Raw genomic sequence first — 13,278 nt, forward strand, 5'->3', positions numbered from 1 at the left:
CGCTCGGCTGGGAAACCCCAGCCGAGCGCCTGCATAAACTCATCGCGGCCTGATCAAACCGACCACGTGTTGCAACGACCCCTAGAAACCGCCCCCCGCTCCGGGGGCTCGCGCCTTTGCGCAGGTCGGGGCCGGGGTCTGTGACCCATGGCATACCGGGGTGCTTCATGGCATGAAAAGTCGAGGCGCTAGCGTTGACCTCAGCAGCCACCTGCTCCCCCGGGCGGCGTGGAGGGAGTACAGGCCTTGAACTTCGTGGCGGCGATCGGATCCTCGTGGATCTGCGCCCTGGCGCTCTTCGCCGTGCTCGGAGACGCCCTCCTCCCCTTCATCCCCAGCGGGACACTGGTCATCCTGGCGGTGCTCAAGACGGCGCGGATCGACGGCGCCCCGGTGCTGCTCGGCCTGGGCGTGGCAGTGGCCTCGTTCCTCGGCGACCTCCTCCTCCTGCACCTCGCCCGGCGCGGCGCCCCGCTGCTCCAGCGCCGGCTCGCCCAGCGCCCGGAACTGGCGGCCAGCGTGACCAGGGTCCAGCAGGCCCTGGTCGAACGCCCTCACGGGGCGGCCGCGGCCATGGTGGTGGTCGCCCGGTTCGTCCCGGCCGGGCGGACCGTCCTGGACGTGGCCATCGGCCACTCCCCCGCCCACCCGCACCGCTTCCTGCACTGGTCGGCACTGGCGGCGCTGGTCTGGGCCGCCTACATCGTGACGCTGGGCTGGCTGAACAGCCACTGGTTCGACACCGCCTGGCTGAGCCTCGCGGTGTCCTGCACCGCCGCCACCATCGTCAGCACCGCGATCGCGCGAATAGTGCGCCGCAACCGGCGGCTCGCCGCGCTCTGACCGCTGCGCCTCGGCCTGCACCCCCGGCCCCGGGCGCCCCGGCCGCCCCTCGCCGCGCCCCCGCGATCGGCGAGCTCTGCCCGGACGGGCGACGAGCCGTACCGAGCGATGACGAACTCTGACCCGCCCCGCCGGACCGGCGGTACCGTACTCCCCTGGCGGCGCGAGGAGCGAAGCGTCACAGGACGGCAACAGACCACGAATCCTTGCAGCCCAGCCCGGTCCTGCTGACGTGTTGACTCTCGTAGAGGGTCGACGGCCTTGGTGGCCGCTGCGGCCACATGGCATGCTAACGGCGGAAAATTCATCAATTGCCCGATTTGACCGGTGCGGCCCCGGGCCGCCCTCACCACCGGCATCGGCACCCAGGGGAGACCATGACCAGCATCTCGCGCAGGACGGTGCTCAGTGCGACCGCGGCGACCGCGGCCCTCGGCGCGGTCGCCGCCTGTTCCAGCAGCGGATCCGGTTCGAACCAGAACTCCTCCTCCCCCACGACCGGCGGCAGCCCCGGCACCACCCCGGCGGGCACGACCGACCCGACCAAGACGGGGGTGCCCAAGGGCACTCCGATCGGCGACGGCTCCAACGCCGACACCGGCCCGCAGCCGAACCAGCCGAAGCCCGAGAAGCTCAAGCCCGGCGAGCGGCCGCCGCAGTTCGTGGTGTTCTCCTGGGACGGCGCGGGTGGCACCGACGACGGCCAGTTCCCCCGCTTCCTCAAGCTGGCGGAACAGTACAAGGCCACGATGACCTTCTTCCTCTCCGGGATCTACGCCCTACCCAAGGGCAAGGCCGACCTGTACCACCCGCCGAAGCACTCGGTCGGCGCCTCCGACATCCCGTACCTGTCGGACGGCGCGGTCAAGAGCACGCTCAAGCTCGTCAGCCAGGCGTGGCTGGCCGGGCACGAGATCGGCACCCACTTCAACGGGCACTTCTGCTCCAGCCGCCCGGACAAGAACGGGGTCAACATGTGGACCCCGGAGGACTGGCAGAGCGAGATCGACCAGGCGATCGGCTTCGTGACCCAGTGGCGGACCAACACCGGCTTCACCGACGTCGACCCGCTGCCCTTCGACTACAAGAAGGAGCTCATCGGCGGCCGCACTCCCTGCCTGGAGGGCCAGAAGGCGCTCCTGCCGACGGTCGCGAAGCTGGGCTGGAAGTACGACGCCAGCTCCTCCGGCGGCCTGCAGATATGGCCGCAGAAGGTGCAGGACGGCAAGGTCTGGGACTTCCCGCTGCAGTCCATCCCGTTCCCCGGGCACACCTTCCAGGTGCTGTCGATGGACTACAACATCCTGGCCAACCAGTCCGCGGGCAGCACCAAGGGCGACCCGTCCAAGTACAACGACTGGCGCACCCAGGCCAAGGACTCCTACCTGGCCGGCTTCGACCGCGCCTACAACAGCAACCGTGCGCCGTTCTTCATCGGCAACCACTTCGAGCAGTGGAACGGCGGCATCTACATGGACGCCGTCGAGGAGACCCTCAAGACCATCGCGGGCAAGCCGGACGTCCGGCTGGTCTCCTTCAGGCAGCTGGTCGAGTGGCTGGAGGTGCAGGACCAGTCCACCCTGCGCAAGCTGCGCACGCTCAACGTCGGCCAGGCGCCGAGCGGCGGTTGGGAGACCTTCCTCGGCGCCGCGGGCTGAGACGGGCGGACCGAGCAGGGCAGAACGAGACAGGCGCGGCCGGCGGGGTGGACGGACCCCGCCGGCCGCCGTCGTCGGGGCCAGGCCCGTTACCCCGCGGCGGTGACGTCCGCGAGCAGGCCGCGGACGATGCGCTCGGCCCCCGGCTCTCCCCAGAGGATCGAGTAGTGGTTGGTGTCCGGCACGAGCGAGGCCGGCACCCGCTCCCGGTCCAGCCCGGCCAGTCCGATCCGCTGGTGGTCGTAGAGGCCCTGGGGCTCGTCGAGCAGGCCGCGCTCGGCCCAGAGCAGTTCGGCCGGGCAGGGCAGCCGGTGCACGGCGGTGGCCGCGTCCTGGTCCAGCAGGACCTGGGCACCGTCGGTCTGCACGGCCTCCAGCACGCAGGAGGAGCGCAGTTCGGGCTCGACGCCGACCAGGTCGCGCTGGGTGTAGGCGTCGATCTCCGCCGACCAGGCCGCCCCGAAGGCCGGGTGCCGCTGCCAGAACTCCCGGTACGCGTCCCGGTCCGGGAAGGTCATCGACAGCCGGGCCAGCGCGGGGCCGAGCACCGCGGCCAGCGCGTCCTCCTCACGGATGCCCTCCGGCAGCGGGAAGGTCAGCGCGCCGTCCACCAGCAGCACCCGGCGGACGAGTTCCGGGTGCCGGACGGCGGCCAGGGCGGTGACCCAGGCGCCCATCGAGTGGCCGACCACGGTGGTCGGGCCTGTGCCGAGGGCCGTGATCAGTGCGGCCACGTCGTCGGCGTGCCGGGCCAGCCCGTACGGCCCGGCGACCGCGCGGCTCCCGCCGCGCCCCCGCAGGTCGGGCGCGAGCAGGGTGACCCGCCCGGCGAGTTGGCGGGCGACCTCGTACCAGGCGAGGCCGTTGGCGGTGATGCCGTGCACCGCCACGACCGTCGGGACGTCCGGCTCGGCGGCGGGCCAGCGCAGGACCGCCAGCTCCCCTCCGGGCACGGCGACGGTCAACTCCTCGGGCTTCAGGGGCGACTGGCTCACGCGGGGGTACCTCCGGTGGGACGGGCGGTCCGGGCAGCGGCCGGGGTGCGGACCGCACGGGCGGATCGGGCGGCGCGGATGCGGGCAGGCAGTCTAGCCAGGCCACCGGGCAGCAGGTAGACCACCGCGACGAACAGGGTGCCCAGCAGGAACAGGGGTTGGGAGAGCGGCACCCGCAGGACCGCGGGCAGGTCCGCGATCGTCGTCGAGTTGGCGAGGTCGCCGAGCCGGTGGCCGGCCCAGGTGTAGAGGACACCGCCGAGCAGCGGACCCCAGCGAGTCCCCGAGCCGCCGAGCACCACCATCACCAGCAGGGCGAGCGTGGCGTCGGAGCCGGCGGCCTGCGGGGTGGCGCCGCCGGTCAGCAGCAGGTAGACCACCCCGCCCAACCCGGCGAGGCCGCCGGCGAGGACGAAGGCGACCAACTTGTAGCCGTAGGGCCGCAGTCCGAGCACCTCCACCCGGCGCTCGTTCTCCTTGATCCCCTCCCAGACCCGTCCGGCCGGCGAGTTGACGGCCCAGTGGACCACGGCGACCGTCAGCACCAGGTAGCCGACGGCGATCCAGTAGAGGTTGGCGGTGTTCTCGATCCCGAGCAGGCCGGAGGGCAGCAGGTCGGCCGGGGCGGAGCGGCCCTCCTCTCCGCCGGTGACGCCACCGGGGTTGCGCTGGACGAGGATCGAGCCGGCCTGGGCGAAGGCGAGGGTGACCATGGAGAAGCCGATGCCGGTGACGCGGAGGCTCACCGAGCCGAGCAGCAGGGCCAGCGCGACGGTGCAGGCGACGCCGAAGACCGCCGCGGCGGCGAACGGCAGTCGCAGTTCCAGCATGCCGAGGTCGGTGGCGTAGAGGCCGGTCGCGAAGTAGAGGGCGTGGCCGAAGGAGAGCAGTCCGGTACGGCCGAGCAGGAGGTCGTAGCCGGAGGCGAGGGCCCCGTAGAGCAGGCACAGGGCGAGCAGTTGCAGGCTGCCGGGGCTGCCGAGCGGGCCGTCGAGCAGTCCCGGGACGGGAAGCGCACTGTATGGGGCGACAAGGAGCGTGATCAGCAGGGCGATCGGCCACCAGCGTAGCGCTCTGTGCACCGGTGTCCAGCGATTAGTGACTGAATCACCTGTTCGAGGGATGGCGCCGAGGTCGGTCGTGTGTTCACAATGGGTCCCGGCAAGGCTGGTGTCAGTCCCCCTTGCCACAGTGACGGTGTTGGCGGAGCTGGTGTCAGTCCCCTCTGCCAGCATGGCGGTCATGGCAGGGCTGGTGTCAGTCCCCCCTGCCATGGTGGCGGCGCTGCGGTCGGCCGCGGGGCCACCGGTGCTCGTGATCGGAGTTTCGGCGCTCACGCGAGCCTCCCGGTGAGTCCACGGGGTCGGACGAGAAGCAGCACGGCGAGCAGGACGACGACCGAGAGGTCACCGAGCCCGGCGCCGGTGTAGTAGTTGGCGAACTGCTGGACGAGACCAACACCCACGGAGGCGACGGCGGCCCCGGTGACGGAGCCCATGCCGCCCATCACCACGACGACGAAGGCGAAGATGAGCAGCCCGGTCCCCTGGCCGGGATTGACCGAACCGAAGTAGAGGCCACCGAGGGCACCGCCGAGCGCAGCGGCCGCCCCGCCGATGGCGAAGACGAGGGTGAACGCCTTCCGGACGTCGATGCCGAGCGCCGTGACCATCGCCCGGTCCTCGACGCCGGCCCGGACGATCAGCCCGTAGCGGGTACGGGCGAGGAACAACCGAAGAGCGAGCAGCAGCAGCGCGGCCGCGGCCACGAGCACGAAGCGGTTGACCGGGACGGTCGCACCGAGCACGTGCCAGGTGCCGGAGAGCACGGCCGGCTGGGGGAAGGGGCGGGCGTCCGCGCCCCAGACCCCCATCAGGAGGGCGGGCACGGCGAGCCCGACCCCGACGGTGGCGAGGATCTGATCGCGCGGCCGGCTGTAGAGCGGGCGGATCAGGAAGAGCTCCAGCAGGACGGCGGCGGCCGTTCCGACCAGGGTGCCGAACGGCACCGCGAGCCAGAAGGAGAGGCCGGCCTCGGCGCCTGCCCACCAGGTGGCATAGGCGCCGATGGAGAGCAGGGCGCCGTGCGCGAAGTTGAGCACGTCCATCAGACCGAAGATCAACGACAGGCCGGAGGCGACCAGGAAGTACAGCGCACCAAGACCGAGTCCGGTACAGGAGAGGAGGACGACGGTGTCCATCAGGGCTTCACCTCCGCGGTGACGACAGGGGTGGCCGGAGAAGCGGCGGGCCGGGGTCCGCCGGCGAGCGGGTGACGGGAGCCGACGCCGAGCAGGCGGCGGGCGGCCTCCTCGTCGGCCAACAGCTCGGCGGTGTCGCCCCGGTGGGCGGTACGGCCGTCGGCCAGGACGGCGCAGGTGCCGGCCAGCCGTCGGACGAGGGCGAGGTTCTGCTCGACCAGGAGAACGGGCACGGCCTCGGCCGCTCGCGCCAGCACCTCGGCCACCTCCGCGACGATCTTCGGCGCCAGACCCTTGGTGGGCTCGTCGGCGATGATCAACCGGTTGCGGTTGAGCAGCGTCCGGCCTATCGCCACCATCTGCTGCTGGCCGCCGGAGAGCGTCCCGGCCAACTGGCCGGCCCGCTGCTTGAGTTCGGGGAAGAGCTCGTGGACGAGCGGATAGTTCGGCTCGTCCGCCTCGCCCCCGCCCCGGACGGCGCGCTCGGCGAGGCGGAGGTTCTCGGCAACCGTCAGGCCGGCGAAGATTCCCCGGTCCTCGGGCGCGTAGCCGATGCCATGACGGACCACCAGGTGTGTGGGAAGGGAGGCGAGTTCGACACCGGAGAAGCGGACGCTTCCGGTGCGCGGCACCAGGCCCATCACGGCCTTGACGGTGGTGGTCTTGCCGGCGCCGTTGCGGCCGAGGAGTGCGGTGACCCCGGCGGGGGCCACGTCGAGGTCGACACCGTGCAGGATGTGCAGCCCGCCGATGACCACCCGCAGATCGCGTACGGAGAGGAGAGGGACGGCAGGAGGCGTAGGCACGGCCGCAGAGGTGGAGGTGGAGGTGGAGACGGGCGAGGGGAGCGGAGAGGAGGTCACAGCGCCTCGCCCAGGTAGGCCTGTTGCACGGTCGGGTCGGCCATCACGGCCTCGGGGGTGTCCAGCGCGAGCAGCGTGCCGTGGTGCATCACCGCGAGGCGGTCGGCCAGCCCGAGCAGGACGTCCATGTGGTGCTCGACCATCAGGACGGTCCGGCCCAGGTCGCGGTGCACGGACCGGATCAGCTCGGTGAGGGCCGGTACCTCCTCGGCGCTGACCCCGGCCATCGGCTCGTCCAGCAGGATCAGCCGCGGATCGGAGACGAGGAGGACGGCCAGTTCCAGTTTGCGCTTCTCGCCGTGCGAGAGCGCGCCCGCCAAGGTGTCCGCACGGTGGGTGAGTTCGGTGCGGTGGAGGGTCTCGGCCAGCTGCTCCTGGTACCGGTCGGCACGGCGCCAGAGCCGGTACGAGGCGCGCGGTCCCGCCGCCGCCTGGGCGGCCAGTCGGACGTGGTCGGCGACCGTCATCCCCGGCCAGAGGGAGGAGGTCTGGAAGGTGCGGCCGAGGCCGCGGCGCGCCCGGGCGTGCACGGCCTCGACGGTGACGTCCACACCGTCGAGGTGGAGGCTGCCGTGGCTCGCCGGATAGATGCCGGAGATCAGGTTGAAGAGGGAGGTCTTGCCGGCGCCGTTGGGGCCGATGAAGGCGATGAACTCGCCTTCGCCGACCGAGAAGGAGACGTCCTCGACGATCGGCACCCCGCGGACGGACCAGCCGAGTCCGTCCAGCCGCAGCACCGGGGCGGGCGAGACCGTGGCCGAGGCCGGGGAACCGGCCGGGGAAGGAGTGGGGGCGGTGGGAGCGGGCATCGGGATCAGCCCGCCATCGGGGTGACCGGGGGCGCCACCTCGTCCGCGGTCAGGGCCTTCTCCACCGAGGGCTTGGCGGCGGCCCCGGTGCCGGTCAGCCGGGCCTGGAACATCGGCTGGAGGAGGGCGTGGTCCTCGGCACGCACCGTGGTACGCCCCTTCACCCCGTCGAAGCTCCAGCCCTCCAGCGCCTTGACCAGGTCCGACGTGTCGTCGGCGGAGCCGTGGTTGGCCTCGACGGCGTGCACGATCAGCTGGGCGGCGGTGAAGCCGTCGGGCGTGAAGATGTCGGTCTTCCCGCCGGCGGCGGTGACGGCTTCGTCCATGGCCTTCTCCACCGGGGTGCCGGCGGCTCCGCCGAAGTAGTGGTTCAGGAAGGAGATCTTCTCGGCCGCCGGGCCGAACAGCGGGTAGGAGGCGGCCAGGTCCAGGCCGGTGACGACCTTGGTGTCGGCGAACACGTCCTGCTGGTTGAGCGCCGTCCACAGCGCCGAGGAGGTGTCGCCGGCCCAGGCGACGAACAGCAGGTCGGGCTTGGCGGTCTTGGCCTGGGTGGCGAACGGGGTGAGGTCGGTGGCGCTCGGCGGGGCGAGCACCTGGTCGACCGTCGCACCCTGGGCGCCGAGCACGGCCTTGACGGCAGCCACGTTGGCCTGCCCGAAGGCGTTGTCCTGAGCAAGCACGGTGACCTTCTTGCCCTTGGCGTCACCGATGAACGAGGCCGCGGTGCGGATGTCCTGGAAGGACTGGCGGCCGGAACGGAAGGTGTACTTGTTCAAGCCGGTGACCTTGTCGGCGGCGGCAGGGCCGCTGATGAAGAGCACCTTGTTCTGGGCGGCGATCGGGCCGACCTGGAGGGCGACGCCCGAAGCGGTGGAACCGGCCAGGACCTTGTAGCCCTTGCCGATCAGGTCCTTGGCAGCGGACACCGCCTTGGCCGGGTCGCCCGCGTCGTCCTGCTCCTCGAACTCGACCTTGTGTCCGTCGACCGCGCCGGTGCCCTTGGTCGCGTAGCTCAGCCCCGCCTTGAAGCCCTCCAGGTACTGCTTGCCGTAGGCGGCCAGTGGTCCGGTCTTGGAGTACACCAGGCCGACCTTGACCGGGCTCTTCGCGCCACCGCCGTCCGCCGAGACCGTCCCGGCGGTGCCGGCCTTGGCGCAGCCCGCGGCGAGCAGGACGCACGCCGCGACGGCGGCGAGCTTCCGGGCCGGGCCGCCGGTCAGGGTCTCGCCCGGGCGGGCGCCGGAGGCGGGCCGAGTGGGGGCTGTCGAGCTGCGCATGGTGACCGACTCCTGAGGGTGCGGCGGGGTGGATGCCGGAACCGTAGGTGTGCGGTGGGACTGGCGACATGTGCCCGGGCGACGCATCGGCCCACCGTGATATGGCTCCGGCCGACATACCACCCGGGCGGCGCCGTTCCCCGGACGTTCGGGTGTGGCCAACCGACACGGGCTCGTACCCGCCCATGGCGGGAGCCGCCATGGCTGCGGCGGCCCGCGGCCGGTGACGGTGGAGGGGCTCGGCAGCCGTCCGGCGGCGGCCGCCGGGTCTTCCCGCCGAGCCATCCCGCCGGGCCTTCCCGCCGGGCCTTCCCGCCGGGCCCGGCCCGGGCGTGCTCTCTCCCGTATCCCACTCCTCACGAGGTGATCCCTTGGACAAGGTCCTGGACTCCCCCGCCGACGCGGTCGGGGACATCCCCGACGGCGCGGTGCTGGCCGTCGGCGGCTTCGGCCTCTGCGGCATCCCGAGCACCCTGATCGGCGCCCTGGCGGACACCGGCACCACCGGCCTCCAGGTGGTCTCGAACAACTGCGGGGTGGACGACTGGGGGCTCGGCCTGCTGCTGCGGGCGGGCCGGATCGCCCGGATGACGTCCTCGTACGTCGGCGAGAACAAGGAGTTCGCCCGGCAGTACCTCTCCGGCGAGCTGGAGGTGGAGCTCACCCCGCAGGGCACGCTGGCCGAGCGGCTGCGGGCCGGCGGCGCCGGCGTCCCCGCGTTCTACACCCCGGCCGGGGTCGGCACCCAGGTCGAGGAGGGCGGGCTGCCCTGGCGCTACGCGGCGGACGGCTCGGTGGCGCTGGCCTCACCGGCCAAGGAGGTCCGGGAGTTCGGCGGCCGCCGGTACCTGCTGGAGGAAGCCATCACGGCGGACTTCGCGCTGGTCCGGGCCGAGGTGGCGGACCGGCACGGGAACTGCGTGTTCCACGCCGCCGCCCGCAATTTCAACCCGCTCTGCGCGACGGCGGGCCGGATCACCCTGGTCGAGGCGGACCGGATCGTCGAGGCGGGCGAGCTCGCCCCGGACGCCGTGCACCTGCCCGGCGTGTACGTGGACCGGGTGGTGGCCGCCGATCCCGCGGACCGCCGCATCGAGCGCCGGACCGTCCGCCCCGCACTCCAGGAGGCCTGAACCGATGCCCACCCCGACCAGCACCCCGGCCCCCGCGCCCACCTCGCAGACCGCCCACCGACCGCAGGCCGTCCACCACCCGCACCCCGTCCACCGCCCGCAGCCCGGTCTCGACCCGCGCAACGCCCTGGCCGCCCGGGCCGCCCGCGAACTGCGCGACGGCCAGTACGTGAACCTGGGTATCGGCCTGCCCACCCTGATCCCCAGTCATCTCCCGCCGGGCGTCGAGGTGGTGCTGCACTCGGAGAACGGCATCCTGGGCGTGGGCCCCTACCCGGTCGAGGGCACGGAGCACGCCGATCTGATCAACGCCGGGAAGGAAACGGTGACGGTCGCCCCCGGGGCCTCGTACTTCGACTCGGCCTTCTCCTTCGGCATGATCCGGGCCGGCCGGATCGACGTCTCAGTGCTCGGCGCCATGCAGGTCTCGGCGGCCGGCGACCTCGCCAACTGGATGATTCCCGGCAAGATGGTCAAGGGCATGGGCGGCGCGATGGACCTCGTGCACGGGGCCCGCCGACTGATCGTGGTCATGGAGCACACCGCCCGGGACGGCTCCCCGAAGATCGTCGAGGAGCTCTCACTTCCCGCCACCGGCCGCGGAGTTGTCAACCGGATCGTGACTGATCTGGCCGTGATCGACGTGACGCCGGACGGGCTGCGGGTGGTGGAGACGGCCCCGGGCACGGGGTTCGCGGACGTCCAGGCCGCGACGGGCGCCGCCCTCCTTCCACGGCTCTGACCGGACCGGGTCGACCGGACCGGCCAGCACCAGCCGGACCGGACGCACCGGCCCCGCCCCGCGGCAGCGGCCGGACCTCCGTCGGGGAGGTCCGGCCGTTCGCTTTGCCTCCGAGGCGCCACTACCGCCGCCCCGCCCGCCGAATTCGCCGCATTAGCACCACCGCGGTGCGGATTGGCCGGGAACCGTGGGATCTTCACGCTTGCGCGGTGATCATTTCCCAGACAGGTTGCGATCACGGTTGCCCTCCGGGAGAGTTGGGGGCGCCGTGGATCCCGCGTGCCCGGAGGGGAAGCCGGGAGCGCACCGGGATCCGCATTCGAAGTCCCCGGCAGGCGCGCAATGAATTCCGCTCGCAAACGCCCACCGGCGCGAGCAGACGCATGACGCGAATGACGGCCCGAAAACCGCTTGGAAACAACGGCGGTCCACCGGGCGGTGTTTCACGGGGACGGCTTTCGAGGCAAGAGGCAAGGCGAAGCAAGGCTCCGGGGGGAGCGGACCAGCCCCGCCGAACGCGGCCGGCCAGGCGCGCCGCGGGACGGCGGATCGCATACCCCCGGTCTGAACACGCACCAACGGGCCCGCCGCCACGGCCGGGCCCCGGCCGGGGGGAGCAGACGATGACCATGCCGTTCGCGCGACAGAAGGACGCCGGGACGGCCCGCGGGCGAGGCGCCGGACGGCGGCTCGACGACGACCTGGCCGCCGTTCCCGTACCCGAAGCCCCGTACGACTACGGTCACTTCAGTCGGCTGGCCGGCCCGGCACACGACCCGGACGAGGAGGACGACCTCGGCGGCGGCGTCTACCGGCCCGAGCCCGCCCACCACGGAGCCCCGCCGACACCGTGGCACGCGCACCAGGCCGCACAGGAAACCATGCACCAGGCCACGCAGGAGGCCGCGCAAGAGGCCGACCCCACCGCCCCCTACCGCGTCCAGTACCGCAGCCTGCTGCGCCGCGAGCCGCACCGGATCCGCGCCGCCCTGCTGATGGTGGCGGCCCCACTGGTGGAGGTGGTGCTGCTGGTCTGGCTGCTGCTGCCGGAGCACTGGCCGGAGCGCCCCGGCGAGACGCACGCCCTGGTACTGCTGGGCGACAAGGTGATGATCGGGATCATCGCCGTGGTCGAGGTGTTCCGGCTGGTCAACGTCGTGTCCAACACCCACGCCACGCTCGTCGCCCGCGATCCGATACCGGTGACGCCGGAGTCCGGCACCCGGGTCGCGTTCGTCACCGCCTGCGTGCCGGGCAAGGAGCCGGCGGAGATGGTGCGGGCCACGCTGGTCGCGGCACGCGCCGTCCGGCACGACGGCCCGTACGACGTCTGGCTGTTGGACGAGGGAAACGATCCTGCGATGCGGGCGCTCTGCATCGAGCTGGGCGTCCGCCACTTCAGCCGCTTCGGCCGCCCGTACTGGAACCAGCCCAAGGGCCGGTTCCGCACCGGCACCAAGCACGGCAACTACAACGCCTGGTTGCAGGCGCACGGCGGCGACTACGACTTCTGGGTCTCGGTGGACACCGACCACGTCCCGCTGCCGGACTTCTGCGAGCGGATGCTCGGCTACTTCCGCGACCCCGACGTGGCATTCGTGGTCGGACCCCAGGTGTACGGGAACTACCGCAGCTCGGGATCGGCCGTCACCAAATTCTCCGAGAGCCAGCAGTACCTCTTCCACGCACTCATCCAGCGCGCCGGAAACCGTTACGGCGCGCCCATGTTCGTCGGCACCAACAACGCCGTCAGAATCCGTGCGCTCCAGTCGATCGGCGGGTTGTACGACTCCATCACGGAGGATATGGCGACCGGCCTGGAGTTCCACCGGAGCCGGAACGCCGAGACCGGTGAACGCTGGAAATCCGTGTACACCCCGGACGTGCTCGCGGTCGGCGAGGGCCCGTCCTCCTGGACCGACTTCTTCTCCCAGCAGCTGCGCTGGAGCCGCGGCACCTACGAGACCCTGCTCACCCAGTACTGGCGGGTGCTCTGGCGGCTGTCGCCCGGGCGGCTGCTCAACTACTCGCTGATGGTGGGCTTCTACCCGATGGCGGCGCTCACCTGGCTGCTCGGCGGCCTGTCCAGCGTGCTCTACCTGGTGTTCGGTGCCTCGGGGGTCCACGTGTCCTCCGAGATCTGGATGATGCTGTACAGCGACGCCGCCGCGCTCCAACTGCTGCTCTACACCTGGAACCGCAAGCACAACGTCAGCCCGCACGAGCCGGCCGGCTCCTCCGGGGTCGCGGGCATGCTGATGTCCGCGCTCTGCGGCCCGGTCTACGCGGCCTCGCTGGTGCAGGCGCTGCTGCGGCGGCGCAGCCGCTTCGTGGTGACGCCGAAGGGCCGTTCGGCCAGCGCGGACCGGGTGAGCACCTTCCGCTTCCACCTGTTCTGGACGCTGGTGTTCGGCGGCGCGATAGCGGCCTCCTTCTTCACCGGCTACGACCACGTCGCGATGCGCACCTGGGCCTGGATCGCCCTGGTCCTGACCGTGCTGCCGATCCTGGTGCTGGCCGGCGACGCTATCCGCCGCCGACGCGCCCGGCCCACGGCCACGCTCACCGTCACCGGCGGTCCGGCGGCGACCCCGAGGGTCGTCCTGGAGAAGCGCCGCCCCCGACACGCCCGCGATCCCCGGCGCGGCCCGACCGCACCGACCGCCCCGGCCGCGCCGCCGGGCGCCCCCGCAGTGCCCGACCGGGCGGAGCACACCACCACCCGCTGAAGCCGCCCGACCCGCCAGCACCCCCG

Annotated in this window: 11 protein-coding genes; 5 read left to right on the forward strand and 6 right to left on the reverse strand. The window is 72.2% G+C overall.

What is annotated here, in order from left to right; genetic code table 11:
• The first annotated feature begins 255 nt into the window (after positions 1 to 255).
• A complete protein-coding gene (locus ACIP37_RS25785; RefSeq protein WP_350882667.1) occupies positions 256 to 843 on the forward strand; it encodes a VTT domain-containing protein in 588 nt (195 codons plus the stop codon).
• Between the two features lie 377 nt (positions 844 to 1,220).
• Positions 1,221 to 2,501 (forward strand): hypothetical protein, encoded by a 1,281-nt coding sequence (locus tag ACIP37_RS25790; RefSeq protein WP_363583656.1) that lies wholly within the window; start codon positions 1,221 to 1,223, stop codon positions 2,499 to 2,501.
• 89 nt (positions 2,502 to 2,590) lie between these two features.
• Here the strand turns inward: ACIP37_RS25790 and ACIP37_RS25795 are convergent, their stop codons facing one another.
• The 6 genes from ACIP37_RS25795 to ACIP37_RS25820 form a co-directional block, all read right to left on the reverse strand.
• The gene (locus ACIP37_RS25795; RefSeq protein ID WP_363583658.1) at positions 2,591 to 3,496 is read right to left on the reverse strand and encodes an alpha/beta hydrolase; all 906 of its coding nucleotides are present in this window, start codon (positions 3,494 to 3,496) and stop codon (positions 2,591 to 2,593) included.
• The gene (locus tag ACIP37_RS25800) at positions 3,493 to 4,578 is read right to left on the reverse strand and encodes a branched-chain amino acid ABC transporter permease (protein ID WP_363583660.1); all 1,086 of its coding nucleotides are present in this window, start codon (positions 4,576 to 4,578) and stop codon (positions 3,493 to 3,495) included. The genes ACIP37_RS25795 and ACIP37_RS25800 overlap by 4 nt, the downstream gene beginning before the upstream one ends.
• Before the next feature lie 251 nt (positions 4,579 to 4,829).
• Entirely contained in the window at positions 4,830 to 5,696 is an 867-nt protein-coding gene (locus ACIP37_RS25805) for a branched-chain amino acid ABC transporter permease (protein WP_363583662.1), read from the reverse strand.
• Complete coding sequence (locus ACIP37_RS25810; RefSeq protein WP_363583664.1) at positions 5,696 to 6,502, reverse strand: ABC transporter ATP-binding protein; 807 nt, start codon at positions 6,500 to 6,502, stop codon at positions 5,696 to 5,698. Before ACIP37_RS25810 ends, ACIP37_RS25805 begins: the two co-directional genes overlap by 1 nt.
• 53 nt (positions 6,503 to 6,555) lie before the next feature.
• A complete protein-coding gene (locus ACIP37_RS25815; RefSeq protein ID WP_363583666.1) occupies positions 6,556 to 7,368 on the reverse strand; it encodes an ABC transporter ATP-binding protein in 813 nt (270 codons plus the stop codon).
• Positions 7,369 to 7,373: 5 nt separating this feature from the next.
• Positions 7,374 to 8,648 (reverse strand): substrate-binding domain-containing protein, encoded by a 1,275-nt coding sequence (locus ACIP37_RS25820; RefSeq protein WP_363628141.1) that lies wholly within the window; start codon positions 8,646 to 8,648, stop codon positions 7,374 to 7,376.
• 371 nt (positions 8,649 to 9,019) lie between these two features.
• Between ACIP37_RS25820 and ACIP37_RS25825 the strand changes: the two genes are divergently transcribed.
• The 3 genes from ACIP37_RS25825 to ACIP37_RS25835 all read left to right on the forward strand — a co-directional run bounded on the left by ACIP37_RS25825 (position 9,020) and on the right by ACIP37_RS25835 (position 13,252).
• Complete coding sequence (locus tag ACIP37_RS25825) at positions 9,020 to 9,781, forward strand: CoA transferase subunit A (protein WP_363583670.1); 762 nt, start codon at positions 9,020 to 9,022, stop codon at positions 9,779 to 9,781.
• 4 nt (positions 9,782 to 9,785) lie between these two features.
• Positions 9,786 to 10,523 (forward strand): 3-oxoacid CoA-transferase subunit B, encoded by a 738-nt coding sequence (locus ACIP37_RS25830; protein ID WP_400810251.1) that lies wholly within the window; start codon positions 9,786 to 9,788, stop codon positions 10,521 to 10,523.
• Positions 10,524 to 11,146: 623 nt separating this feature from the next.
• Positions 11,147 to 13,252, forward strand: a complete 2,106-nt coding sequence (locus tag ACIP37_RS25835) for a glycosyltransferase family 2 protein (RefSeq protein WP_400810253.1) — start codon at positions 11,147 to 11,149, stop codon at positions 13,250 to 13,252.
• The last annotated feature ends 26 nt before the right edge of the window (positions 13,253 to 13,278 follow it).

It is taken from the genome of Kitasatospora sp. NPDC088861, from assembly GCF_044750105.1.
Lineage (GTDB): Bacteria > Actinomycetota > Actinomycetes > Streptomycetales > Streptomycetaceae > Kitasatospora.

Excerpts from the sequence above, each read along its gene's own strand:
- ACIP37_RS25790 (WP_363583656.1), top strand. The coding sequence starts at position 1,221 with ATGACCAGCATCTCGCGCAGGACGGTGCTCAGTGCGACCGCGGCGACC.
- ACIP37_RS25805 (WP_363583662.1), bottom strand. The coding sequence starts at position 5,696 with ATGGACACCGTCGTCCTCCTCTCCTGTACCGGACTCGGTCTTGGTGCG.
- ACIP37_RS25815 (WP_363583666.1), bottom strand. The coding sequence starts at position 7,368 with ATGCCCGCTCCCACCGCCCCCACTCCTTCCCCGGCCGGTTCCCCGGCC.
- ACIP37_RS25820 (WP_363628141.1), bottom strand. The coding sequence starts at position 8,648 with ATGCGCAGCTCGACAGCCCCCACTCGGCCCGCCTCCGGCGCCCGCCCG.
- ACIP37_RS25830 (WP_400810251.1), top strand. The coding sequence starts at position 9,786 with ATGCCCACCCCGACCAGCACCCCGGCCCCCGCGCCCACCTCGCAGACC.
- ACIP37_RS25835 (WP_400810253.1), top strand. The coding sequence starts at position 11,147 with ATGACCATGCCGTTCGCGCGACAGAAGGACGCCGGGACGGCCCGCGGG.